Genomic DNA, 20,406 nt, shown 5'->3' with positions numbered 1-20,406 from the left:
CATGATGCGGCGGGCGCTCATCGCTGCGGTGATCGTCGTCACCTGCTGCTGGTCGTCCGCCCGCGCCGCCGACGCGGCCTTCACGCAGTTCATCGCCTCGCTGTGGCCGGAGGCGCAGGCGGCCGGCGTTTCGCGCGCGACGTTCGACGAACAGACGCGCGGGCTCGAGCCCGACTACAAGCTGCCCGATCTGATCCTGCCGGGACGGCCCGCGACCGGCGCGCCGTCGCAGGCCGAGTTCGTGCAGGTGCCTGCCGACTACGTCAAGGACGCTTCCATCGCGCGGCTGGCCGGCGAGGGCCAGCGGCTCTTGCAAAAATATCGTCCGGCGCTGACCGAGATCGAGAAGAGCTCCGGTGTGCCGGCCACCGTGATGCTCGCAATCTGGGGCCGCGAGACCGATTACGGCCGCTACACGCTGCCCTATGATCTCGTGCGTGTGCTGGCGACGCAGGCCTATGTCGGACGGCGCAAGGACACCTATCGCAACGAGTTCATCCTCTCGCTCAAGATCCTCGGCGAGGGCGTGGTGACGCGCAAGGACATGCGCTCGTCCTGGGCCGGCGCCACCGGGCTCACGCAATTCCTGCCATCCGAATATTACAAGCACGGCGTCGACTTTGACCGTGATGGCCGCATCGACATCTGGCATTCGGTGCCGGATGCGCTGGCGTCTGCCGCGCAACAGCTCGTCAACAAGGGCTGGCAGAGCGGCGTGCGCTGGGCCTACGAGGTGCAGGCGCCGGCGAAGGTCGATTGCACAACGGGCGTGCCCGAGGTGACGAAGCCGATCAGCCAATGGCTGCGCGAAGGCTTCGTGCCGGTGCGCGGCGCGAGGCTGAGCGCCGCCGAGCAGGCGCAGCCGGCCTCGCTGCTTCAGCCCGAAGGCATCTATGGTCCGTCGTTCCTCACGACGCAGAACTACTTCGTCATCAAGGAATACAATTTCTCCGACCTCTACGTGCTGTTCGTCGGCCATCTCAGCGACCGCATGACGAGCCCGCTGCCGTTTGCAACGCCCTGGTCGGCCTCGAAGCAAATGCGCACCAAGGATGTCGAGACCATGCAGCGCGGGCTCACCCGCGTCGGGCTCTACAAGGACAAGATCGACGGCAAGGCCGGCATGCAGACGCGTGCCGCGCTGGGCGCCTATCAGAAGTCGGCAGGACTCAAGGTCGATTGCTGGCCGAGTGAAGAGGTGCTGCGTTCGATCCAGGCGGCGCGCTAAAGCATGATCCGGACCCGAAGGGCCGCGTTAGCGCAAAGTGCGAAGCGGTTTTCCGCAAAGATCATGCGTAAACAACAACCTGAAACGCGAAGACGATTCATCCAAATCTCATCGCGCTTTAGCGTGTGAGCAAAGAAAAAGCCCGGCCGATGCTCTCGGCCGGGCTCTTGATCGCGGCGCATATGCGCCAGGGCGATCAGATCAGTAGCAGACGCGAACCGGACGGCTGACCCAGCCGTAGCCGTCCCAATAGCGCTCACGACGCCAGTAGCAGGGCGCGGGCGGCGGGGGCTCGGCGACGTAAACGGGGCCGCCATAGGCGGGCCGGCTCGACGCGATGGCGCCGCCGACGATGGCGCCGCCAATCAGGCCGGCTGCGATGCCGGCGCCGACGTTGTCGCCGGCTTTGGCGGACGGAGCAGCGGTCACCAGCGAACCGGCGACCGTCGCAACCGTGAGGGCGGCAACTAAAGTCTTCTTCATGCTCTTGGCTCTCCTGGGAGATGGGTTCCTCTTGTTAGAGGCGCCCGGGGTTCAAAGGTTCACGCACACTCTGATGGAATTGGCCTTGCGGCTAGGAAGCGCGCAAATGGTCAATCCACGGTAAACGCACACGGAGCTGTGACGAGAAAAAGCGGTCTTTTTCGGGCTCCAAGATGAACGGCATATCCGTAGTCAACCGGTCCAAGCAGCTGTTGCAAACGAGCCGGCCCAAGGGTCTCAGCCGCAAACCCGGACGCGGCGGACGCGCCAGGCGTAGCCATCCCAGAAGCGCTGCTTCTGCCAGACGCAGCCGCCGTAATAGTCGTCGGCGGCATAGCCCGGGCCCGGCGCGTAGTAGCGGGGCGGGTAGTAGCCCGGCTCGTAATAGCCGGGGCCCGGTCCGTAATAATACGGAGACGCCAGCGCGCCGCCGACAATGGCGCCACCGATGATCCCTGCCGCCACGCCGGCAGCGACGCCGCGCTGGGCATGGGCCGGCGTTCCGGCCGTCAGGGCCACAGCGGCGAGGGCAACGGCTGCCAGGAGCGACTTCTTCATCGATTGGACCTTTCGCATAAGTACACGGGAACTCTTTGAGGTCAGAGTTCCATACTTCGTTTGAATGATCAATGAACGGCACCTTTGCCGGGGACGACCAATTGGTATGGACCGCAGGTCTGCCAGGAGACGATGATGGGCAACGCGATGATCAATGCATTGATTGCTGCCGGGATCGTCTTTGCGATCGGCTACGGCTGGATCACCCACCTCCAGAACCGTGGCCAGCGCCGCTCGCGCGCAGGGGCCGGCGGTGATGGTGGGGGTGCGGGCGACAGCTATTCGGGGAGCAGCGACGGCTTCTCGCTGGGCAGCTGGTTTTCCGGCGACAGCTCGGGGAGCTCGACCGACGGCGGCAGCTGCTCCAGCAGCGACAGCGGCAGCGGTGGTGGAGATTGCGGGGGCGGCGGCGATGGTGGAGGAGGCGGTGGCGGCGACTAGGCGCGCAAGCTTGATCCACCGCAATACCTTATTTTAGAGCCGTTCTAGGCTGTTTCCGGGCCAGTTTGGAATAGCTTCAAATACCGGTTTTTCCCTTTGCATCCGGCTGGCCCGTTAAATATCGATGATGGCGCATCACGAAGGGCCTGCCGCTTCCATGATCGTTTGTTCCTGTAACGTGCTGAGCGATGACGATATCCGCGCCGCCGTCGCCGAGTCCGACGACGCCGTGCGCCATGCCAAACAGGTCTATGGATGCCTCGGCTGCAGCGCCGAATGCGGCCGTTGTGCCCGCACGATCAAGACCATCATCGACGAAGCCCTCGGTCCCTGCGCCAAGTCCTGCTGCTCCGGCTGCCCGCACAGCCACACCGTGGCCGCCAATGACGAGATCGCCGAGCCCGCCCAGTTCGCGCTCGCGGCCTGCTGAAATCTTCCGAATTCTCGGCTGAGCTTTTCCCCGGCTGCGTCCCCGTAGCTGGTTGCCCTCATTCGCAAAGTGATTTAGAAGCGTTCTAAATTCGGTTTAGGGCCGAATTGGACTGCAAGAGCTGGAGTGAACCATGCAGGGCGACGCAAAAGTCATCGACTATCTCAACAAGGCACTGCGTCATGAGCTGACTGCGATCAACCAGTATTGGCTGCACTACCGCTTCCTCGACAATTGGGGCCTCCTCGACATGGCCAAGGTCTGGCGCAAGGAGTCCATCGAGGAGATGGAGCACGCCGACAAGCTCACCGCGCGCATCCTGTTCTTCGACGGCTTCCCGAACATGCAGGTGCTCGATCCCCTGCGCATCGGCCAGAACGTCAAGGAGATCATCGAGTGCGACCTCGCCGCCGAGATGAGCGCGCGCGCGCTCTATCAGGAAGCGGCCACCTATTGCCACGGCGTCAAGGACTACGTCACGCGTGACCTGTTCGAGAAGCTGATGAGCGACGAGGAGCATCACATCGATTTCCTCGAGACCCAGCTCGATCTGATCGGCCGCATCGGCCTCGAGCTCTACACCCAGAAGCACGTTGGCGGGCTCGAGGGCGAAGGGCATTAAGCTCCGGCGCTAGCCGCAGACTCGGTGTCGTCCCGGCCTAGTGCGCAATTGCGCACGGGGCCGGGACGACGGCTGTAGTCGCCTACAGCTGCGCCTTGTAGCGCTCTTCCGTGATCGCCTGGCTCTCTGGCTCGCCCAGACCAGTCTGCTCGTGAATGACCTCGGTGATGCTCGGCATCACCGAGCGCTGCACCTTGTCCGCCGACCACAGCTTCGAGCGCATCAGCGCCTTGCCGCAGTGGAAATAGACTTCGCTCACCGCAACGTTCAGCACCGCGCGCGGCGGCTTGCCGAACTCCACCATGGAGGCGAGCAGGTCCGGATCGGCCGACAGCGTGCCGCGTCCGCCGACGCGCAGCGTCTCGTCGATGCCGGGGACGAAGAACAGCAGGTGCACGAAACCCGAGCCTTCGACGACGTTGCGAAAACTGTCGATCCGGTTGTTGCCGGAGCGGTCGGGCATCAGCAACTGGTTGGGAGCGGCGACGCGCACGAAGCCGATGCCACCGCCGCGCGGCGAGGCATCGACGCTGCCGTCCGCTCCCGATGTCGCGAGCACGCAGAACGGCGACATCTCGATGAACTTCTTCGCATGCGCATCGATGGTGGGACGCGCCTTTGCGATCACGCGTGGGGTCGGCTTGGCATAGATGGTGGCGAGGTCTTCGGCGCAAAGATCGGTCACGAAGGTCTCCCTGATTGAGGACTTGAGGACATCAATAGCACGCGCGCCGCGGTGCCGTCACTGCACCGCACGGGCCGGGAGCAGGGTCATCGGGCCGCGCTGGTGGCATATACCGGAAATTTCGCTTATAACGGGTGCCGTACTTTATCGCTTTTCAGGGAAGGAATTCATCATGGCCCTGACGCAGGCAATGCGGGTCGCGGGCGACCGGCCGCGCCGTCGCAAGCATGTCCCGGGACAGCTCATCGTTCGGTTGAAGCCGGCCGTTGCCCGACAGATCGCAGCGGACGCGCCCCGGGCGGCTACGTCGCGCGCGCTGGCGGCTGCGATGCCCGATGAGGTCCGGGGTCCGATCGATTTCCTGCGCGACAATTTCGGGCTTCAGTCGATGAAGCCGCTGTTCGTGGTCGAAGCCGGTGACGCACCAGCGCAGCCGCAGGCCTTGGCCGCGGTTCATCGCGCGATAGCGCGCTCTGCAACGGCGGCACCGCGAGAAGCGCTGGCCGGATTTCAGATCGTGCAGGTGAAGGACAGAAAGATAGATGCCGGAGTCGTGAAGCGCCTGAGTGCATCGAAGGCGATGGATCTGGTCGAGCCGGTCCCCAACCGGTGGCTCAGTGCCGCCGCCGATCCCATGAAGATCCGCCAGTGGGGCCTTCGCGCCATCAGATGGTTCGACAGGCGGCGGCCGGGTGCGGGGCGCGTTCACGTCGCCGTGCTCGATAGCGGTGTCGACGCCGGACATCCCGATCTTGCAGAAGCGATCGAGGAATACCGGCACGACGGCAACGGAGCGCGCGACTTTCTCGGCCACGGCACGCATGTCAGCGGCACGATCGCGGCCGTGGTCAACAATTCGGTCGGTCTCGCAGGCGTGGCCAATTGCCGGTTGCACTGCTGGAAGGTCTTCGACGATCCCAAGCGCGCAGGCGACGACGAGAACTTCAACTTTGAGGTCTACAGCAAGGCGCTCGCGGCCGCGCTCGATTCCAACATCAAGGTCGTCAATCTCAGCATTGGCGGTGAGGACCATTCGAAGGCGGAGGCGGCGATCTTCGCCGAATTGATCGATGCGGGCGTCGTCATCTCGACCGCGATGGGCAACGAGTTCGAGACCGGCAATCCGAAGGAGTATCCGGCGGGCTACGCGGACACGATCGGAGTTGGCGCCGTCGACGAGTCTCATCGGCGCGCCTCGTTCTCCAATACGGGCAAGCACATCAAGCTGGTCGCGCCGGGCGTCAACATCCTGTCGACAGTGCCGCGGGTGAAGGCGAGCTTCGCCGATCATGCGAGCTACGATTCCTGGCCCGGCACGTCAATGGCAACGCCGCATGTGACGGGTGCCGCTGCACTCGTCTACGTCAACAAGCCGAAATCCAGAGCGGCCGGACTTGCGGTTGCCAAGCGCCTGATCGCGACGGCGACCAAATTGCCCGCGATGCGGGGACGAGACTTCACACCGGAATACGGCGCGGGCCTCCTCGACGTCGCCGCTGCGCTCGGTCGCGCGAAACCGGCGAGAAAGCGACGAAAATAGGTTCCTGCGACCTTGATCGGGCGCTGCGAACGGCTAGGTTCTCGGCATGTCCGTGCAGTTCAAATTCCGCGATCGTGTCGATCAGCGTCGGCGGCGCATGATCATCAAGACGCTCGGCGAGGCCGGCTACACCGCCCGGAGCCTGTTTCCGGGACAGAAGCGGCAGACGCTCGCCGCGATCTTCACCGTCGCCGATGCCGACGCCAAGTCCGTCCGCGCCGCGCTGGATGATTTCGGCGATGACATTGAATTTGTCGAGGCCTCGCCCAAGCGAAAGCTGAAGGCCTAGCGGCCTACACCGCGTCCGCGGGCACGAAGCAGCTGATGATGATGGCGCCGCGATGGCGGACGTACCAGACCACGGCCTGGCCGACCGGATTGCCGCGGTCGCGGATGATGGCGCGCTCGGGGACTTCCATCCATTGCCCCTCGATCGGCACCCAATAGGTGCCGCCGCGCACATCGTATTCGGTGCGATGGCCGTCGGAAATGTCGCAGCAGGGCACGCCGTTCGGTGCGATCACGCTCTTGAACCAGGCGCGGATGTCGGGCGGGACGTGATCATATTGCCCGTTGTCGAACGCCAACGCGGCGCTCGTCAGCGCGGTCGTCGCGGCCAGCCAGACGCACAGTGCGAGCCTGTGCATGCGATGCTCCTCCTCGCGCGTCGATTCGTATCGTTGACGCGATTAAGCCCGAGCTGCCGGCGCATTGCATGCTCAAATAATATGCGGCGCCGAAGCGCCGCACATGATGCATTGCGATATGAGGATTTGCGCTTCCTGTCCTACATCGTCCGTTGCGGCGCGGTTTGCAGCAATTGTCGGATTTGCTCGCTGTAGAACTTTGCATTGCTGGTGGTGCCGTGGCCGCGCGTCTCGGTGCTGGCGGAGATCAGGTAGAGGCGGCCGTTCTTGACGCGCTTCATCGCAGCGTCCGTGATGCCGGTCTCGGGCGGGTTGCGCTCGTCGTCGGCGGAATTGATCAGCAGCAGCGAGGCTTCGATCGCCTCCAGCTTTTCGCTCGCATTGTAGTCGTGCGAGGACTCCCACTGATAGACGAAGTCGTTGGCGTCGGCCGTGATCGGCGCCGCGAGCCGTTCGTCGACGATCTTGTCGGCCTTGGCTGCCGTCGGCGCCTGCGATTGATAGGCCAGCGTGCCGCCGATGCTGGCGATGCCGTAGGCGGTGATGGCGTATTTCATCATGCGCGGCTGGCTGGCGTAGTTGCCGCCGTTGTAGTCGGGATCGTTGCGGATGGTATCGAGCATGATCCGCCGCAGCATCCAGTTACGCGATGCCATCTCGGTCGGCTGCGAGGCCATCGGGATCAGCGCGTCCATCGTCTTCGGATATTTCTCGCCCCACAGCCAGGTGTGCATGCCGCCCATCGAATTGCCGATGACGAGGCGCAGGTGCTTGACGCCGAGCCCTTCCGTCACCAGGCGATACTGCGCCTCGACCATGTCCTCGTAATCGTATTTCGGAAAGCTCGTCTTCATGCCGTCGGACGGCTTCGAGGATTTGCCATGGCCGATGCTGTCGGGAATGATGATGTAATATTTGGACGCGTCGAGCGGCTGCCCGGCGCCGAACAGCTCGCCGGCAAAGGACGGCGTCAGCATGCTCACGCCCGAGCCGCCCGTGCCGTGCAGCACCAATACGGGCTGGCCGCTCGGCTCGCCCACGGTGGTGTAGTGCAGCCGCAGCTCCGGCATGGTTTCGCCGGTGTGGAACTTGAAGTCCCTGGCGATCCAGTCGCCCTGTTTGGGGGCCGGATAGTCAGCGGCCATCGCCCACGTCGAAACGGACAGCAGAACGCCTGTCAGCGCCGCGCAAGAAGCTCTCATGTCTCTCTCCTCGAGCGGCTCATGGTCGTCGGCCGCCTTGGTGCGGAACTTAGCAGAAGCGCGGGGAAGGATGTAGGATTTCGCCTCCGCCGATCGTCCTTATGGAAACCCAGGGAGAGAGACGCCGCATGTGCCGCAACATCAAGACGCTGTTCAATTTCGAGCCGCCGGCGACGGAGGACGAGATCCATGCCTCGGCCTTGCAATTCGTGCGCAAGCTGTCCGGCTTCAACAAGCCGTCGCAGGCCAATGAGGCCGCCTTCGACCGCGCCGTCGCAGAGGTCTCGGAGGCCGCGCGAAGACTCCTGACATCGCTGCATACCCATGCCCCGGCGCGCGACCGCGAGGTCGAGGCGGAGAAGGCGAAGGAGCGTTCGCGGTTGCGGTTCGGCTAAAGGCTCCACGGTCTCTTCCGTGATCTGGCTCACGGTACAGGTCGCCTCGACTTGCAATGATGCCGGCCGGGGTTTTGACAGCCCGGAGCACGACCATGAGCCACCTCCTTCTTCCCCTCAAGGCAGGTGCCATCATCTTCACGCTGCTGTGGACCGCGTGGATGATGTGGTGGAGCGGCTCGTTCTCGAGCGCGAGCGTCGTGATCCTGGCCCTGTGTGGTGCTGCGGTCGGCTATCTCTGGTATCGCGCCATGCGCTGGCAGTTCGAGCGCATGGGCATGCTGCCGCGCCGGGATGATGCCTCCCGGTCATCTTGATTGGCACGTATCCCGGGCGCGCTGCTCTGCGTCCGGGCATGAGCACACTAGCTCTTGCCGTGCTTCTTCTTTTTCTTCTTTTTCTTGTGATCGTCGGCTTCGCTGTCGTCGCTCTCGTCATCGGCGATCGGCTCGTCGGTCTCCATGACCGCAGCCTCCAGCGCCTCGCGCTCGGCGGCTTCACGCTCGCGCTGGCGGCGGCGCTCGTCCCAGGCGTCGAAGAGCTGCTCGAGCCACGGCAGCACCTGTTCGATCGACGGCAGCTGGCCGGGCGGACCTTGCTCGCCGCGCGGGCCTTGCGGCCCTGCCGGTCCCTGCGGTCCGACCGGACCCTGCGGGCCGGCAACGCCACGCGCACCGGCCTCGCCCGGCTTGCCCTGCAGGCCGGCCTTGCCCTGGGGGCCTGCCTTTCCGATTGGTCCGGGCTTGCCCTGCGGCCCCGGCTTGCCGCGCGCGCCGTCCGGGCCCCGCTTGCCCGGATGACCCTGCGGTCCCGGCCGTCCCGGTTCGCCCTGCCGCCCACGCGGACCCGGGGGTCCCTGCCGTCCCTGATCGTCTGCCACGCCACTGCTCCCTTGACCGGAAGCAAGCTACTTAGCGGCGTTTGACGACAGCAGCAATTCTAACGGCGCATCGTGCCGCGCTTGATCAACATCAATCGACGGGACGAGGCGCCGTGCCATTGAGTTGTGAGGCCATGATCATCGCGAGGAGCGATCGATGCGCGCAGCATGGAAAATCTTCTGCCTGTCCGCCGCTGTCCTTGCCGCAGCCATCGTCATCGCGCAACTGCTCGTGCCTGACATCGTGCCGATTGCGTTTGCCGAGGAGCCGCAGCCGTCATGGGCTGTCATGACGGCTTTCGTGCTTCGCGCCATCGAGCTGATGACGGCCGCGGTCGCGGTCATCGCACTTGCGATGCTGGTCGGCATGTGTGCGCAGCGCGGGCTGCGCCGCTTGTCTGGCGGCACGGCCACGCAGGCGGATTGATCATCCGCACGCAGTTGCGCACTACTCCTGACAGGTCGGCACCTCGATGCCGGAGGCGGCATAGAGCCTGATCTTGTTGCGCAGCGTGCGCACCGACAGGCCGAGCACGCGCGATGCGCGTGTGCGGTTGCCGTCGCAGCGGGCGAGCGTCTGGAGCACGAGCTCGCGCTCGACCTCGTCGACGGTTGCGCCGATCAGGAGTGGAACGATCTGGTTCGGAGCGAGGAATTGTGCGTCCTGCGGCGCCGCGACATGAACAGTGGTCATCAACACACCCCGATCAACGCCCGCTTCCTTCGCTGGAAGCGGATCGAGAACAAACGACCCCCAGGCCGTAAAACCACGGTGGGCGGGTTTGGTTAATGAAAGGTTAATTGCGCGCGATCGCACCCAGATGACCTCAGGAATGCCGCGAAGCGGCCGCGTTTGGCAGAAGATGCATGGCGATGCGGACCTATCTCGATCCGCAATTTCGTCTCTTTGCCTAGCGCAGCCGGCGATGATGCCGCGTGGCGACGATAGTGCGCCGCTCACACCGTCCGGTAGCCGCCGTCCACCATCACGATCGTGCCCGTGACGTAGGCCGACAGATCCGAGGCGAGGAAGATCGCGGGGCCCACGATGTCCTCGGGCTTGCCGGTGCGCGCCAGCGGCGTGTGATCGACGAAGGTCTGCACCAGCGCCGGATTGGTCGCGCGCACATGGGCGTTGATGTTGGTCTCGATGAAGCCCGGCCCGATCGCGTTGACGCGGACGCCTTCCTTGCCGAGCTCGACCGCGAGCGCCTTGGTGAAGCCGAGCACGCCGTGTTTCGAGGTCGTGTACGCCGCCGAACTCGGCGTGCGCAGATGCACGAAGGACTGGATCGAGCCGATATTGACGATGCGGCCTTTGCTCGCGCGCAGCGGGCTAAGAAAGGCCTGCGTCATGTTGAAGACGCCGTTGAGGTTGAGCGAGATGATGTCGTTCCAGTCCTTCGCCACCGTCTCGGTCTCGGCCGTGAAGGCGTTGCGGCGGGTGATGCCGGCATTGTTGACGAGGATCGAGACCTGTCCGACCTTGCCCGCGACCTGCTTTGCGAGCGCAAAGCAATCGTCACGTCTGGTCACGTCGAGCGCGAAGCTCTCCGCCTTGCCGCCGGCTTTGCGGATCTCCTGCGCGGCCTCCGCGACGGTGTCGGCGTTGACGTCGAGCAACACCACTTGCGCGCCCTCGCGGGCATAGCCGGCCGCGATCGCCCGGCCGATGCCGGAACCGGCGCCCGTGATGACGGCGATGTGGTTTGCGAGCAATGCCATGACATTTTCCTCCCGATTTCGTTTCTAAGTTTCATGAAAGGCTAACCCGAAATTAAGGGGGCGGAAACGGCGGCCTTGGCATACTGATCTTCATTGCTAAACGTTGCGCGCATGATGGAACGGCTTGAATCCTGGAAACTCGCTCTCGAACGACTGCGGACGGCACAGCCGGCCGACTGGGCCGAGACCGGCCGGGTCGTGGCCGAGATCGTGCGGATGAGCACGGATGCCACGCTGCGGCAGGCCGCCGAGCAGGCGCTTCCGGTGCTGCGCCAGGCTCTGGTCAATGACGATCACAGCGTCACGCAGGCGGCGCAGCGCCGCCTCGGTGTGGTGCTCGAGGTCCTCCATGGTCTGACCGCGCCACGCTTCGGTCGTCGCAACGCGATGCCGAAGAAGCTTTCGAGCGAGGATCGCGCCCGCAAGATGCTGGGCCTGCCGCTCGCGGTGCAGCTCACCTGCGACGACATCAACCAGGCCTACCGCCGTGCCGCCAAGGGCATGCATCCCGACCACGGCGGCACCGCGCAAGCCTTCATCGACCTCGCCGCCGCGCGCGATGTCCTGATCCATCCCGGCGCGCACAAGGACGCCTGAGAGATCGAGTGAGATCTCGTAGGGTGGGCAAAGGCGCGAAGCGCCGTGCCCACGGTCTTCTTCATGATGGACGGAGTGGTGGGCACGCTTGCGCTTTGCCCACCCTATGAGGCCTGAGCTTGCGGCGCGCTCAGCTCTTGTTCACGCAGCTCGGATAGGGCGCGGCTTCGCCTGGCACGATCGGGCAGAGGGCGATCGGATTGAGATCGTTCAGGCGGGCTTGCCAGCGTTCGTCCCTGACCGGCGGCTCGTCGCTCTCGGGGCCGCGCTCGGCCCATTGGATGGTGTAATAGTCGGTGGTGCCCTTCAGCGTGATCAGCAGCGCGGTCTCGCTGTGCCGGGTCGGGCCGCTGTCGATGCGGCCGCAGCCGATCACGGCAGCGAAAGCCTCGAAGCGACCGAATGTCATGGCGCCGAGCGGCTGCGCTGCGAAGCTGTCGGGGCAGGCCGATCTGAAGCCGCCGGCAATGGTGCCCGCAAAGCTTTCCGGCGATGCATCCGGCGTCAGCGTCATGCCCTTCTCGCCGGTGACCGTGATCATCTGGGTCCACTGCTCGGGCGTCTCGCCCTTCGGCACGGCTTCGCGGATGTAGTGGCCGCCTTTGGTGTTCTCGAACACCACCGCGAAATTCGACGGCATCGCGAAGCTGACGAGCTGGCCGAAGATCGGCGAGATCACGCGGAAGGATTGCGGCGCCTGCGCCGGCGCCGCGGAGACGAGCGCGAGTGACAAGATGGCTGCCGTCGTGGTGAGCGTGCGCATCGATTGATCCCGCCAGGACTTAACAGAAAGACTGGATAGAAACGCTGGATGGAAACGCGAACGGGCAAGGATGCTAGCATCGCATCCTTGCCCGGCCCTTGTCGTCCGCCGATCGAATCTTACCAGGTGCAGTGACCGGCCTTCAGCGCATTGTCTTTCACCACGAGCGCGTCGAGGAAGGTCGGCACGGTCGCGCTGGCGCGGTGATAGCCGGCCGGCCACGGCGTGGTCGGGAGGCTCTCGTCCCAGATCTGGCAGAAGCCGGTGTCGTGCCAGCGGATCAGATGATAGCTGGCTTCGGCAGGGCTCGCGGCGACGAAGGCGGTGACGGCAAGACCCGCAGCAGCGCACAGCATGGAAAGACGACGCATGATCAGCTCCTCAAATGAAAGATGTGATGCGCCTCCCGACAATGATGGGGAGGAGTGGCGCGGAGCGCTTCTTGGCCTGCGCCCCGGACAAGATGTGAGTAGTTCCGCGCGCCGACGAGGTTCAAACAGCGGGCGCTGGAAATGCGCGCTGTCGGCTGAAAAAAGGGCGGTCCGCAAAAAGAGGAAGGGCGGACCGCTCGCACGATCCGCCCTTTTCAATCTGGTATGTCGCGTAAAGCCTAGAGCGTGCAGCGGCGCTCGGCGCGCATCTTGATCTGCAGGTCGGACGCCTGCTGGAAGGTCGGGGCCGGCTTGCTGACGACCTTGTAGGTCGACACGCCCCACTGGAACGGCTTGTACTTCAGGTCCTCGTTCCAGACCTGACAGATGCCGGTGTTGTCCCACCGGATCACGTAATAGCCCGGCGCTGCGGATGCGGGCACGGCGAACACGGAACTAGCGATGCCGGCAACGGCACAGAGGGCGAGAACGCGACGCATGAAGTATCTCCTTGTGGGGGAAGAATGACGCGAAAATTCGTGCGGGAAAAGCCGGTCCTTTGCAAGCCGGGAGCCGCCGTTTCACGGACATGTCAGGCGATGCAGGGCATTTGGTTCGGCCGCGTGCCCGGCAGGCCACAGGTGTCCAAACCGCGGTTCACTTCGCGAGCGACGCCACCGCCTCGATCTCGATCAGCATCCTCGGATCGGGCAGCGCATGCACCACGCATGTGGTGCGCGCCGGGTAGGGCGGCGGGCCGAAGGCGCCGGCATAGAGCGCGTTCATGGCGGCAACGTCCGAGGCGCGGGTCAAGAGCACGTTGACCTTGGCGAGGTCGCGCAAGGTCGCCCCGGCCTCGTCCAGCACGCGCTTGATGTTGACGACGACATTGGCGAACTGCGCATCGAAGCCGTCGGGCAGCGCGCCATGGGCGTCGAAGCCGGGAATGCCCGAGACGAACAGCAAGTCGCCGACGCGCGTCGCAAAGGACAGCGGCGGCGCCTTGACGTGCGGCGGGGCCGCGAAATGCTGGATCGGCATGGCATCACCTCGTGGGCGTGTCGGGAGCAGGAGCGTAGCGGGATGCGGGGGAGTTGCAATCGGGTTGCCGAGGGGCAAAGACAAAAAATGCGAAAACAACCCCATGCACAGTAGAGACCAAGCCGAAATCATTGATCTTTTTTGATTTCGGGAACGACGAAATATTTCGTTTGCGCCGTCGGGCAAAACAGGGGCAGAATGGCATGATGCGGTTGGCCTGTGCTGCGATCCCAACCTCCGCGGTCATGCCCCGGCTTGACCGGGGCATCCAGTACGCCGCGGCTTCTCGGTTCAATCTCAGGCGCCTCTGGAATAGTGGATCGCCCGGTTGAACCGGGCGATGACAGTTGGGTGCGTGGCCGCAGACCGCGCCCCTTGTCCGCCCCATCATGTTGCCGCCGCGATCGATCGGATAGATTCGGCTCGTCTGATTCGCGTCCCTCCCTTGAAAAATAGCCCCCGGAGACACTCCATGAAGATCGCTAGCCCCCTTCGCGCCGCGCTGGTCGCCATTGCCGCGCTTGCCGGCCTTTCGACCTCGGCGCTGGCCGACGGCGGCACCGTGGTGCTGACGATCTACAAGGCGGGCTGGATCATCGGCGGCTCCGGCGGGAGCGGCGTGCTGAACTTCCGCGGCCGCTCCTACGGGCTCTCGACCGGCGGGCTCGACTACGGCCTCGTGTTCGGGGGATCCAAGACCGTGTTGCGTGGCCGCGTCTCCAACATCAACCGTCCCTCCGACGTTGCCGGCGTCTACGGCGCCGCCGGCGCGGGCCTTGCGGTGGGCCGCGGCGCCCGCGCCATCGTGCTCACCAACCAGAAGGGCGCGGTGCTGGAGCTGACCGGCACGCAGGTCGGCCTGATGGCGAATGCGGATCTCAGCGGTCTCGCGATCACGATGCGGTAGAAAACGGTGCCGTAGGGTGGGTTAGCCGAAGGCGTAACCCACCTCTTTGGTTTCCGCGGAGACAGAAGTGGTGGGTTACGCCCGCGGACGCGCTTCGCGCGGCCGCGAGCTAACCCACCCTACGTTCCCGTCACCATCGCATGCACCCGCTCGCAATGCGCGACGAGGTTCTCGTGCGCATCGACGAAGGCCTTCAGCGGCGTCGGGATCGAAAAATAATAGATGTTGGCGACAAAGCCGTAGATGCCGGCATCGATGCTACCAGGCGCGGCGCCATGGACGAAGCCCGTGGCCGGCACGATCTCCGCCAGCACCTGCAGATCGGCGAGCCCCCGCGCATAGGCCTGATCGGGCGTGTAGCGGCCGATGCCCTGGTAGTGATAGCGCTGCGCGTTGTACGCCTTCGCCTTCTCGAACCCCTCCGCACTCACCTGCGGATGCTGCGCGATAAAACCGTCGCGGAACGCCGGATAGAAGCGCTCGTCCTTCCAGCGCGAATACGACATCACCCAGTAGAGATCGTCCAGCATGCGCGTGACGAGATGATTGGTGCGCCGTGCGGCCTGTGACAGCGCGGCATCGATGGTCAGGCGATATTTCGCGATCGCATGCGCGATGATGGTCTCGCTGTCGCCGATGGTCTCGCCGTCGTCGACGACATAAGGCAGTTGCCCGCGCGGCGCGGCGGAGGCATCGAAGATGTGCTCGTGCACGAACGGCACGCCTGCGAGCTTGAGGAAGGCGTAGACCTTGAGGCCGTAGCCGTTGTTGTCGGCGACGCCGAACAGCTCGGGGTAGGAATAGAGGGTCAGCATGGGCGGCTCCTCCGTGTGGGCGGAGCCAGCATGCAGGGGCGGGGTGGTGGATGCAATGGGCTCGCGGAATTCGCCAAACCACGCTGTCGTCCTGGCGAAAGCCAGGACCCATACCGCGGAATCTATCGTTGTGGACAGTCGCAGTACCGAACCACGAGTCTTCGTCAAACTCTTCCCTGTGGTTATGGGTCCTGGCTTTCGCCAGGACGACGGCTGAGTGTGGGGCACGACCTACGACTTGATCCACGTCGTCAACTCGCGTCAGATGCTGTTCAAGGAATTGTTCGAGGAATGACACCTTGCCGATGACCCGCGAGGAACTGGCCGCTGCCTATGCGGCACCCGGCCGCCACTACCACAATCTGGCGCATATCGAGGATTGCCTGGCCGCGCTCGCGCGTGTCGGCGGGCTTTCGGCCGCCGAGCGTGAGACGCTGTCGGAGGCGATCTGGTGGCATGACGTCGTCTACGATCCGACCCGGCCGGACAACGAGGAGCGCAGCGCAGAGCTCGCCGAGCAGAACGTTCGCGCTGAGCTTCGCCAGGAGGTTGGTCGCCTGATCCGCCTGACGAAAACGCATGACGTTCCCGCCGGCGATCGTCTCGGGGCGATCCTGATCTCGATCGACCTCAGCATTCTCGGCACTGATCCCGCGCGCTACGACGCCTATGCCGCTGCGATCCGCCGGGAGTTCATCCATGTCAGCGAGGACGACTATCGCATCGGCCGCGCCCGGGTGCTCCGCCATTTCGCGGCGCGCGAGATCATCTTTCCCGATCCGGACTTCGCTGCGATCTTCGACCGGCAGGCCCGCGCCAACCTCGCGCGCGAGCTGGCGTCGCTGAGTTGAAGCGATAGTTAGCGTAGGGTGGGTTAGCCCCGGGCTGCGCGAAGCGCAGTCCCGTGGCGTAACCCACCACTTCACCATCCGCGGCGACAGAAGCGGTGGGTTACGCCGCGCGATCTGCGCTTCGCTTGGCCGTACAGCTAACCCACCCTACGACCGCGACGCCGCGTTGAACACCGCAAGCTGCGCATCGAACGCGCGCCGGAAAGCCGGCCGCGCCTCGCCGCGGGCGACATAGGCGGCGATATCGGGATACTCGTCCAGCAGGCCCGAGGTGTTCAGCCGGCGCAGCACCGTCACCATCATGAGATCGCCGGCGCTGAACGCGCCGTCGAGCCAGTCGGCACCGCTGAGGCGGCGGGACAATTCGCCGAGCCTGGTGCGGACGCGATCCTGCAACATGGGCAGCCGCTCCGCGTACCAGCTCCTGTCGCGCTCGAACAGCATGGCCATGCCGAGCTCGACGATCGGCGGCTCCAGCGTGTTCAGCGCGGCGAACATCCATGCGATCGCGCGGCTCCTGGCGTTGCTGTCCGTCGGCAGCAGTCCGCCATGACGCTCGGCAATATGCAGCACGATCGCACCGGTTTCGAACAGCGCGAGATCGCCGTCCTCATAGGTCGGGATCTGCCCGAACGGATGCAGCGCAAGATGCGCCGGCTGCTTCATCGCCGCGAACGACACGAGGCGGACGTCATAGGCTTGGCCGACCTCTTCGAGTGCCCAACGAACGCGCATGTCACGCGCCTGCCCGCGGCCGCGGTCGGGCGAGGTTTCGAAGGCGGTGATGGTGGGCATCCGGGGCTCCGGGGTTGATTGCGCTTTGGTCCAGAGGACGAACGGGCGGGGCGGTTTCCGACAGGTTATCGCGATTTCGCGGAGCCCGTAGCCCGCATGAGCGAAGCGATATGCGGGAATAGTCGCCCCGGATATCGCTTCGCTCATCCGGGCTACAAGAAAAATCCCGTCCCCATTGTCGGAACGCCCCTCCCGCCCGCGTCCTTGGAGCACCAGCGCGCCCCGCCCAAGCCGAAAGGATCCCGCCCATGACCTCGATCACGCCGTTTCTCTGGTTCGACAACAACGTCCCCGAGGCGGTCGCGTTCTACAAATCGGTGTTTCCCAATGCCAAGGTCGACACCGTCAGCGACTTCATGGCGGTGTTCGAGCTGGAGGGCCAGCGCTTCCACGCGCTCAATGGCGGGCCGCAATACCGTTTCAATGAGGCGGTGTCGTTCTTCATCAGCGTCGAGACGCAAGGCGAGGTCGACTATTTCTGGAAAGCGCTCACCGCCGACGGCGGCGAGGAATCGCGGTGCGGCTGGCTCAAGGACAAGTTCGGCCTGTCCTGGCAGGTGATCCCGACGGCGCTCGGCCGCTATCTCGGCGATCCCGACCGCACCAGGGCGAACCGCGTCATGCAGGCGATGATGGGCATGCGGAAGATCGTGATCGCGGAGCTGGATAAGGCGTATGCGGGGTGAGCGGGCCAACGGTCCCGTAGGGTGGGCAAAGGCGCGCTCTACGCGCGCCGTGCCCACGCACTGTCGGGACCCACGGAGAAATCGTGGGCACGGCGCTGACGCGCCTTTGCCCACCCTACGAGGCTTCGAGTTTGAGCAAGATCGCGAGCTACACCCACAGTGTCGTCCTGGCGAAAGCCAGGACCCATACCGCGTGATCTATCGATTGCGATTGGTCGCAGTACCGGACCACGAGTCTTCGCCAAACTTCTCCCTGGGGTAATGGGTCCTGGCTTTCGCCAGGAAGACGGCGGAGTGTGGAGGTCCGTAGGGTGGGTTAGCCGATCCCAATTGCAGTCTATCGTCGCGCAACGGTGCGAGGCGTAACCCACCACGTCTGTGTTCGCGGCGACAGACCTGGTGGGTTACGACGAGCGGACTGCGCTTCGCGCATCCGCACGTCTAACCCACCCTACGCAGCGATCCACGCGGCCAATTCCCGCCACGGCTCCAGCGTCCAACTCCCCGACGCCGCGCCCGACGGCGACGGCAGCACAAAAATCTCCGGCCAGCTTCCATCGTGCGCCTGCCGCCCCAGCGCAATCGCAGCCGACGGCCTGCCATAAAACAAGCTCGCCGCCTTCTTGCTCGTGAACGCAATCGTCCGCGGCCGGTACTTGTCCATCTTCGCCCTGAACCCCGCCACGTCGATCGTCTCCGCCGCGATCTGGTGATCCATCCCGGCGCCCGACTTGGAGAGATCGGTGAAGCCGATCCCGAGCTCGATCAGCGCCGCGAACTCGCCCGGCTGATAGCGCTGCGGCGTGATCCCGGCCTCATGGATCGCGCGCCAGAAGCGGTTGCCGGGATGGGCGTAGTAATGCCCGAGCTCCGCCGAGCGCGTCGAGGCGGCGGTGCCGACGAAGACGAGGCGAAGGTTGGGACGGAGCTGGTCGGGGAGGCGGTGGGGGTTGATCACGAGACTGTCGACACGCGGATCAATTGTTGGTCCCGGATTTCGCCTCATTCGGTCTGCGCTGAACGGTGGACATCGACGCAATCCTCAATTGCAATGCTGACGATCTATCGTAATTTGATGTGGGATCAAAAAAGAAGTTTACTTGGGGGATTCATGGCACACAATTTGGATATTCAAACACTCAAAGTCCGAGACATTATTGAAGACTATCGAAGCGGGCGTCTGGTCATTCCTGAATTTCAACGAGAGTATGTTTGGAAGAAGAGTAGAGCCCCGCATCTGATTGACTCGATCTATCGTTCCTTTCCGATCTCAGCGTTGCTGCTTTGGTCGAGTGACTCCGATGTTCGCTCTCGTCGACGAGACCCCCGCCCTGTTCGAGGCCGGTCAATTTCGTGGCTTATTGATGGGCAACAACGAGTAATCACGTTGTCCAGAATATTGAGTGGCGACGAAGGCATCGAGGTGGTTTTCAATCCTGACGAAGACGCATTTCGCTTGGCAAATGCAGCAACAAAAAAGGACAGTAACTGGTTTCCGGTGAGCGAAATACTAGATGACGAACTGTATCGGCAACTCCGGAAGTCTTTACCCGATGGGTTGAAGGGCGAGCGTCGTGAGGCCAAATTTGAGAATGTGCGTAAATTGATGCAGTACGAAATTCCAGCGGTTCATATGCGGGATTTCTCCTTCGATCAGGCTGTTGAGGCATTTACCCGCATCAATACCTTGGGTGTTAAGCTAAAGACGGAGGACATCGCTAGCGCGCGCGTTGCTGCGAAGCACACAGGTTTTATTGCGGATGAGGTTGCGCCCTTCGTCGCTGAACTTAAAGGTGAGGGTTTTTCCCGCCTGAACGTTATGCACCTATTTCGTGCCTGTGCGTTCGTTGCGCTTCCCGATGGTCGAAGTCGAACTCCTCTCCATGAGCTAAGTCGTTCCGAGGTCGCAAATGCTTGGTCTGCGACAAAACGGGCAACAAAGGAGGCGATGGCGCTCATTCGGAACGAGTTTGGCTTGGTCAATATGGACATCCTATGGAGCGGCGCGCTTCTTGTTCCGGTCATCGCATTGTGCGCATCGCGCGGCGTGCGTGACAGAGACCCAAGAGGCGTGGCAGGATGGCTGGCCATGGCAGCACTGTTGCATCGCTACAGCAAGTCGTCTGAAACAGCACTAGATCAAGACTTGCGTGCGTGCCGATCGGACGATCCGATTGGCAAGTTGCTAACTAACGTTCGTAGAGACGCCGGGGCGTTCGGCGCAATCGCGAATGATTTTAGAGGGGCACTCAACGATAAGGGCGCTCTCTTCGCAGCTTATATCGCCTGTCGGCACCGAGGGCTCCGCGATTTGTTCTCGGGCTCTCAGATTTTACTGCAGGCAAATGTCGATCGGCACCACATTTTGCCTCGTGCGCAATTCGAAGAAGCCAGGAGAGGAAAAGCGGATGCAGTCGCCAACATTGCTTTTATCAGTGGCGAAGCTAACAGAAACGTAGGTGCTGCTTCGCCGGACGTCTACCTAAAGAAACTCAAGCGGGAAACGCTTGAGAGCCAATGCATCCCGCTCGATGCATCGCTTTGGGATGTTGACAAAGCTGACGAATTTTGGGCGGCTCGCCGTGTTCTGCTTGCCGAAGCTTTCAACGGCTTCTTGCGCGAGATGCTGCCCGGCCGTCGAATCCTTCAGTAAATAATCAGCTCGACGCCCGCGCCGAATCTATAGTGGGACAAGAAATACTCAATTGAAACCAGCAGGCCTGCTCGCGCTGGCCTGCTTATTT

At 63.6% G+C, this 20,406-nt stretch carries 29 protein-coding genes; 14 read left to right on the top strand and 15 right to left on the bottom strand.

Annotation, left to right across the window (positions count from 1 at the left end; genetic code table 11):
* Nucleotide 1 precedes the first annotated feature (1 nt).
* Nucleotides 2–1,228: a lytic murein transglycosylase gene (locus JQ603_RS12405; RefSeq protein ID WP_212339742.1), complete on the top strand. Its 1,227-nt coding sequence runs from the start codon at nt 2–4 to the stop codon at nt 1,226–1,228.
* 201 nt (nt 1,229–1,429) lie between these two features.
* Here JQ603_RS12405 and JQ603_RS12400 read toward each other — a convergent pair whose 3' ends face one another.
* Both JQ603_RS12400 and JQ603_RS12395 read right to left on the bottom strand, forming a co-directional pair.
* Complete coding sequence (locus tag JQ603_RS12400; RefSeq protein WP_212339741.1) at nt 1,430–1,711, bottom strand: hypothetical protein; 282 nt, start codon at nt 1,709–1,711, stop codon at nt 1,430–1,432.
* Nucleotides 1,712–1,948: 237 nt separating this feature from the next.
* Nucleotides 1,949–2,269 carry a hypothetical protein gene (locus JQ603_RS12395; RefSeq protein WP_212339740.1) on the bottom strand — a complete coding sequence of 107 codons (321 nt, stop codon included), beginning with the start codon at nt 2,267–2,269 and terminating at the stop codon, nt 1,949–1,951.
* Between the two features lie 132 nt (nt 2,270–2,401).
* Here JQ603_RS12395 and JQ603_RS12390 point away from each other — a divergent pair, with 132 nt between their 5' ends.
* The 3 genes from JQ603_RS12390 (at nt 2,402) to bfr (ending at nt 3,762) form a co-directional block, all read left to right on the top strand.
* On the top strand, nt 2,402–2,710 hold the full coding sequence (locus JQ603_RS12390) for a hypothetical protein (RefSeq protein ID WP_212339993.1): 309 nt from the start codon (nt 2,402–2,404) through the stop codon (nt 2,708–2,710).
* Nucleotides 2,711–2,867: 157 nt separating this feature from the next.
* Complete coding sequence (locus tag JQ603_RS12385) at nt 2,868–3,140, top strand: (2Fe-2S)-binding protein (RefSeq protein ID WP_212339739.1); 273 nt, start codon at nt 2,868–2,870, stop codon at nt 3,138–3,140.
* Between the two features lie 133 nt (nt 3,141–3,273).
* A complete protein-coding gene (bfr, locus tag JQ603_RS12380; protein WP_011089420.1) occupies nt 3,274–3,762 on the top strand; it encodes a bacterioferritin in 489 nt (162 codons plus the stop codon).
* 82 nt (nt 3,763–3,844) lie between these two features.
* Here the strand turns inward: bfr and JQ603_RS12375 are convergent, their stop codons facing one another.
* Nucleotides 3,845–4,447: an MSMEG_1061 family FMN-dependent PPOX-type flavoprotein gene (locus JQ603_RS12375; protein ID WP_212339738.1), complete on the bottom strand. Its 603-nt coding sequence runs from the start codon at nt 4,445–4,447 to the stop codon at nt 3,845–3,847.
* 22 nt (nt 4,448–4,469) lie between these two features.
* Here JQ603_RS12375 and JQ603_RS12370 point away from each other — a divergent pair, with 22 nt between their 5' ends.
* Together JQ603_RS12370 and JQ603_RS12365 are read left to right on the top strand one after the other, a co-directional pair.
* Nucleotides 4,470–5,987: a S8 family peptidase gene (locus JQ603_RS12370; RefSeq protein ID WP_212339737.1), complete on the top strand. Its 1,518-nt coding sequence runs from the start codon at nt 4,470–4,472 to the stop codon at nt 5,985–5,987.
* A gap of 46 nt (nt 5,988–6,033) precedes the next feature.
* On the top strand, nt 6,034–6,276 hold the full coding sequence (locus tag JQ603_RS12365; protein WP_212339736.1) for a hypothetical protein: 243 nt from the start codon (nt 6,034–6,036) through the stop codon (nt 6,274–6,276).
* Between the two features lie 4 nt (nt 6,277–6,280).
* Here the strand turns inward: JQ603_RS12365 and JQ603_RS12360 are convergent, their stop codons facing one another.
* Both JQ603_RS12360 and JQ603_RS12355 read right to left on the bottom strand, forming a co-directional pair.
* Nucleotides 6,281–6,634, bottom strand: coding sequence for a hypothetical protein (locus JQ603_RS12360; protein WP_212339735.1), 354 nt, complete (start codon nt 6,632–6,634; stop codon nt 6,281–6,283).
* A gap of 140 nt (nt 6,635–6,774) precedes the next feature.
* The gene (locus JQ603_RS12355) at nt 6,775–7,836 is read right to left on the bottom strand and encodes an alpha/beta fold hydrolase (RefSeq protein WP_212339734.1); all 1,062 of its coding nucleotides are present in this window, start codon (nt 7,834–7,836) and stop codon (nt 6,775–6,777) included.
* Nucleotides 7,837–7,964: 128 nt separating this feature from the next.
* Here JQ603_RS12355 and JQ603_RS12350 point away from each other — a divergent pair, with 128 nt between their 5' ends.
* Complete coding sequence (locus JQ603_RS12350) at nt 7,965–8,231, top strand: DUF2277 domain-containing protein (protein WP_212298980.1); 267 nt, start codon at nt 7,965–7,967, stop codon at nt 8,229–8,231.
* 95 nt (nt 8,232–8,326) lie between these two features.
* Complete coding sequence (locus JQ603_RS12345; protein WP_212339733.1) at nt 8,327–8,548, top strand: hypothetical protein; 222 nt, start codon at nt 8,327–8,329, stop codon at nt 8,546–8,548.
* Nucleotides 8,549–8,595: 47 nt separating this feature from the next.
* Here the strand turns inward: JQ603_RS12345 and JQ603_RS12340 are convergent, their stop codons facing one another.
* Nucleotides 8,596–9,111, bottom strand: a complete 516-nt coding sequence (locus JQ603_RS12340; protein ID WP_212339732.1) for a collagen-like protein — start codon at nt 9,109–9,111, stop codon at nt 8,596–8,598.
* 157 nt (nt 9,112–9,268) lie between these two features.
* On the opposite strand from JQ603_RS12340, the gene JQ603_RS12335 reads away from it, so the two are divergent.
* On the top strand, nt 9,269–9,538 hold the full coding sequence (locus JQ603_RS12335) for a hypothetical protein (RefSeq protein ID WP_212339731.1): 270 nt from the start codon (nt 9,269–9,271) through the stop codon (nt 9,536–9,538).
* Nucleotides 9,539–9,559: 21 nt separating this feature from the next.
* On the opposite strand, the gene JQ603_RS12330 is transcribed toward JQ603_RS12335, so the two are convergent.
* Both JQ603_RS12330 and JQ603_RS12325 read right to left on the bottom strand, forming a co-directional pair.
* Entirely contained in the window at nt 9,560–9,805 is a 246-nt protein-coding gene (locus JQ603_RS12330) for a helix-turn-helix domain-containing protein (protein ID WP_018641007.1), read from the bottom strand.
* Nucleotides 9,806–10,068: 263 nt separating this feature from the next.
* The gene (locus JQ603_RS12325) at nt 10,069–10,836 is read right to left on the bottom strand and encodes an SDR family NAD(P)-dependent oxidoreductase (protein ID WP_212339730.1); all 768 of its coding nucleotides are present in this window, start codon (nt 10,834–10,836) and stop codon (nt 10,069–10,071) included.
* A 111-nt stretch (nt 10,837–10,947) separates the two neighbouring features.
* Between JQ603_RS12325 and JQ603_RS12320 the strand changes: the two genes are divergently transcribed.
* Nucleotides 10,948–11,433 (top strand): J domain-containing protein, encoded by a 486-nt coding sequence (locus tag JQ603_RS12320; RefSeq protein ID WP_212339729.1) that lies wholly within the window; start codon nt 10,948–10,950, stop codon nt 11,431–11,433.
* Between the two features lie 130 nt (nt 11,434–11,563).
* On the opposite strand, the gene JQ603_RS12315 is transcribed toward JQ603_RS12320, so the two are convergent.
* The 4 genes from JQ603_RS12315 to JQ603_RS12300 all read right to left on the bottom strand — a co-directional run bounded on the left by JQ603_RS12315 (nt 11,564) and on the right by JQ603_RS12300 (nt 13,608).
* Entirely contained in the window at nt 11,564–12,196 is a 633-nt protein-coding gene (locus JQ603_RS12315; protein WP_212339728.1) for a hypothetical protein, read from the bottom strand.
* Nucleotides 12,197–12,315: 119 nt separating this feature from the next.
* A complete protein-coding gene (locus JQ603_RS12310) occupies nt 12,316–12,567 on the bottom strand; it encodes a hypothetical protein (RefSeq protein ID WP_212339727.1) in 252 nt (83 codons plus the stop codon).
* A 239-nt stretch (nt 12,568–12,806) separates the two neighbouring features.
* On the bottom strand, nt 12,807–13,067 hold the full coding sequence (locus JQ603_RS12305; protein ID WP_212339726.1) for a hypothetical protein: 261 nt from the start codon (nt 13,065–13,067) through the stop codon (nt 12,807–12,809).
* A 157-nt stretch (nt 13,068–13,224) separates the two neighbouring features.
* Nucleotides 13,225–13,608 (bottom strand): RidA family protein, encoded by a 384-nt coding sequence (locus JQ603_RS12300; protein ID WP_212339725.1) that lies wholly within the window; start codon nt 13,606–13,608, stop codon nt 13,225–13,227.
* Between the two features lie 472 nt (nt 13,609–14,080).
* Here JQ603_RS12300 and JQ603_RS12295 point away from each other — a divergent pair, with 472 nt between their 5' ends.
* Nucleotides 14,081–14,515, top strand: a complete 435-nt coding sequence (locus tag JQ603_RS12295; protein WP_212339724.1) for a hypothetical protein — start codon at nt 14,081–14,083, stop codon at nt 14,513–14,515.
* A 119-nt stretch (nt 14,516–14,634) separates the two neighbouring features.
* On the opposite strand, the gene JQ603_RS12290 is transcribed toward JQ603_RS12295, so the two are convergent.
* Nucleotides 14,635–15,330 carry a glutathione S-transferase family protein gene (locus tag JQ603_RS12290; RefSeq protein WP_212339723.1) on the bottom strand — a complete coding sequence of 232 codons (696 nt, stop codon included), beginning with the start codon at nt 15,328–15,330 and terminating at the stop codon, nt 14,635–14,637.
* Between the two features lie 305 nt (nt 15,331–15,635).
* On the opposite strand from JQ603_RS12290, the gene JQ603_RS12285 reads away from it, so the two are divergent.
* On the top strand, nt 15,636–16,181 hold the full coding sequence (locus JQ603_RS12285; RefSeq protein ID WP_212339992.1) for an HD domain-containing protein: 546 nt from the start codon (nt 15,636–15,638) through the stop codon (nt 16,179–16,181).
* A 147-nt stretch (nt 16,182–16,328) separates the two neighbouring features.
* Here the strand turns inward: JQ603_RS12285 and JQ603_RS12280 are convergent, their stop codons facing one another.
* Nucleotides 16,329–16,976, bottom strand: a complete 648-nt coding sequence (locus tag JQ603_RS12280; protein ID WP_212339722.1) for a glutathione S-transferase family protein — start codon at nt 16,974–16,976, stop codon at nt 16,329–16,331.
* Nucleotides 16,977–17,224: 248 nt separating this feature from the next.
* Here JQ603_RS12280 and JQ603_RS12275 point away from each other — a divergent pair, with 248 nt between their 5' ends.
* A complete protein-coding gene (locus JQ603_RS12275; RefSeq protein ID WP_212339721.1) occupies nt 17,225–17,662 on the top strand; it encodes a VOC family protein in 438 nt (145 codons plus the stop codon).
* Between the two features lie 451 nt (nt 17,663–18,113).
* On the opposite strand, the gene JQ603_RS12270 is transcribed toward JQ603_RS12275, so the two are convergent.
* Nucleotides 18,114–18,668: a mismatch-specific DNA-glycosylase gene (locus JQ603_RS12270; protein ID WP_212339720.1), complete on the bottom strand. Its 555-nt coding sequence runs from the start codon at nt 18,666–18,668 to the stop codon at nt 18,114–18,116.
* 45 nt (nt 18,669–18,713) lie between these two features.
* Between JQ603_RS12270 and JQ603_RS12265 the strand changes: the two genes are divergently transcribed.
* Nucleotides 18,714–20,315, top strand: a complete 1,602-nt coding sequence (locus JQ603_RS12265) for a GmrSD restriction endonuclease domain-containing protein (RefSeq protein WP_212339719.1) — start codon at nt 18,714–18,716, stop codon at nt 20,313–20,315.
* Nucleotides 20,316–20,406 lie beyond the last annotated feature (91 nt).

It is taken from the genome of Bradyrhizobium liaoningense (assembly GCF_018130825.1).
Classification (GTDB): Bacteria; Pseudomonadota; Alphaproteobacteria; order Rhizobiales; family Xanthobacteraceae; genus Bradyrhizobium; species Bradyrhizobium liaoningense_B.
This window is presented reverse-complemented; position numbering and strand designations above follow the sequence as displayed.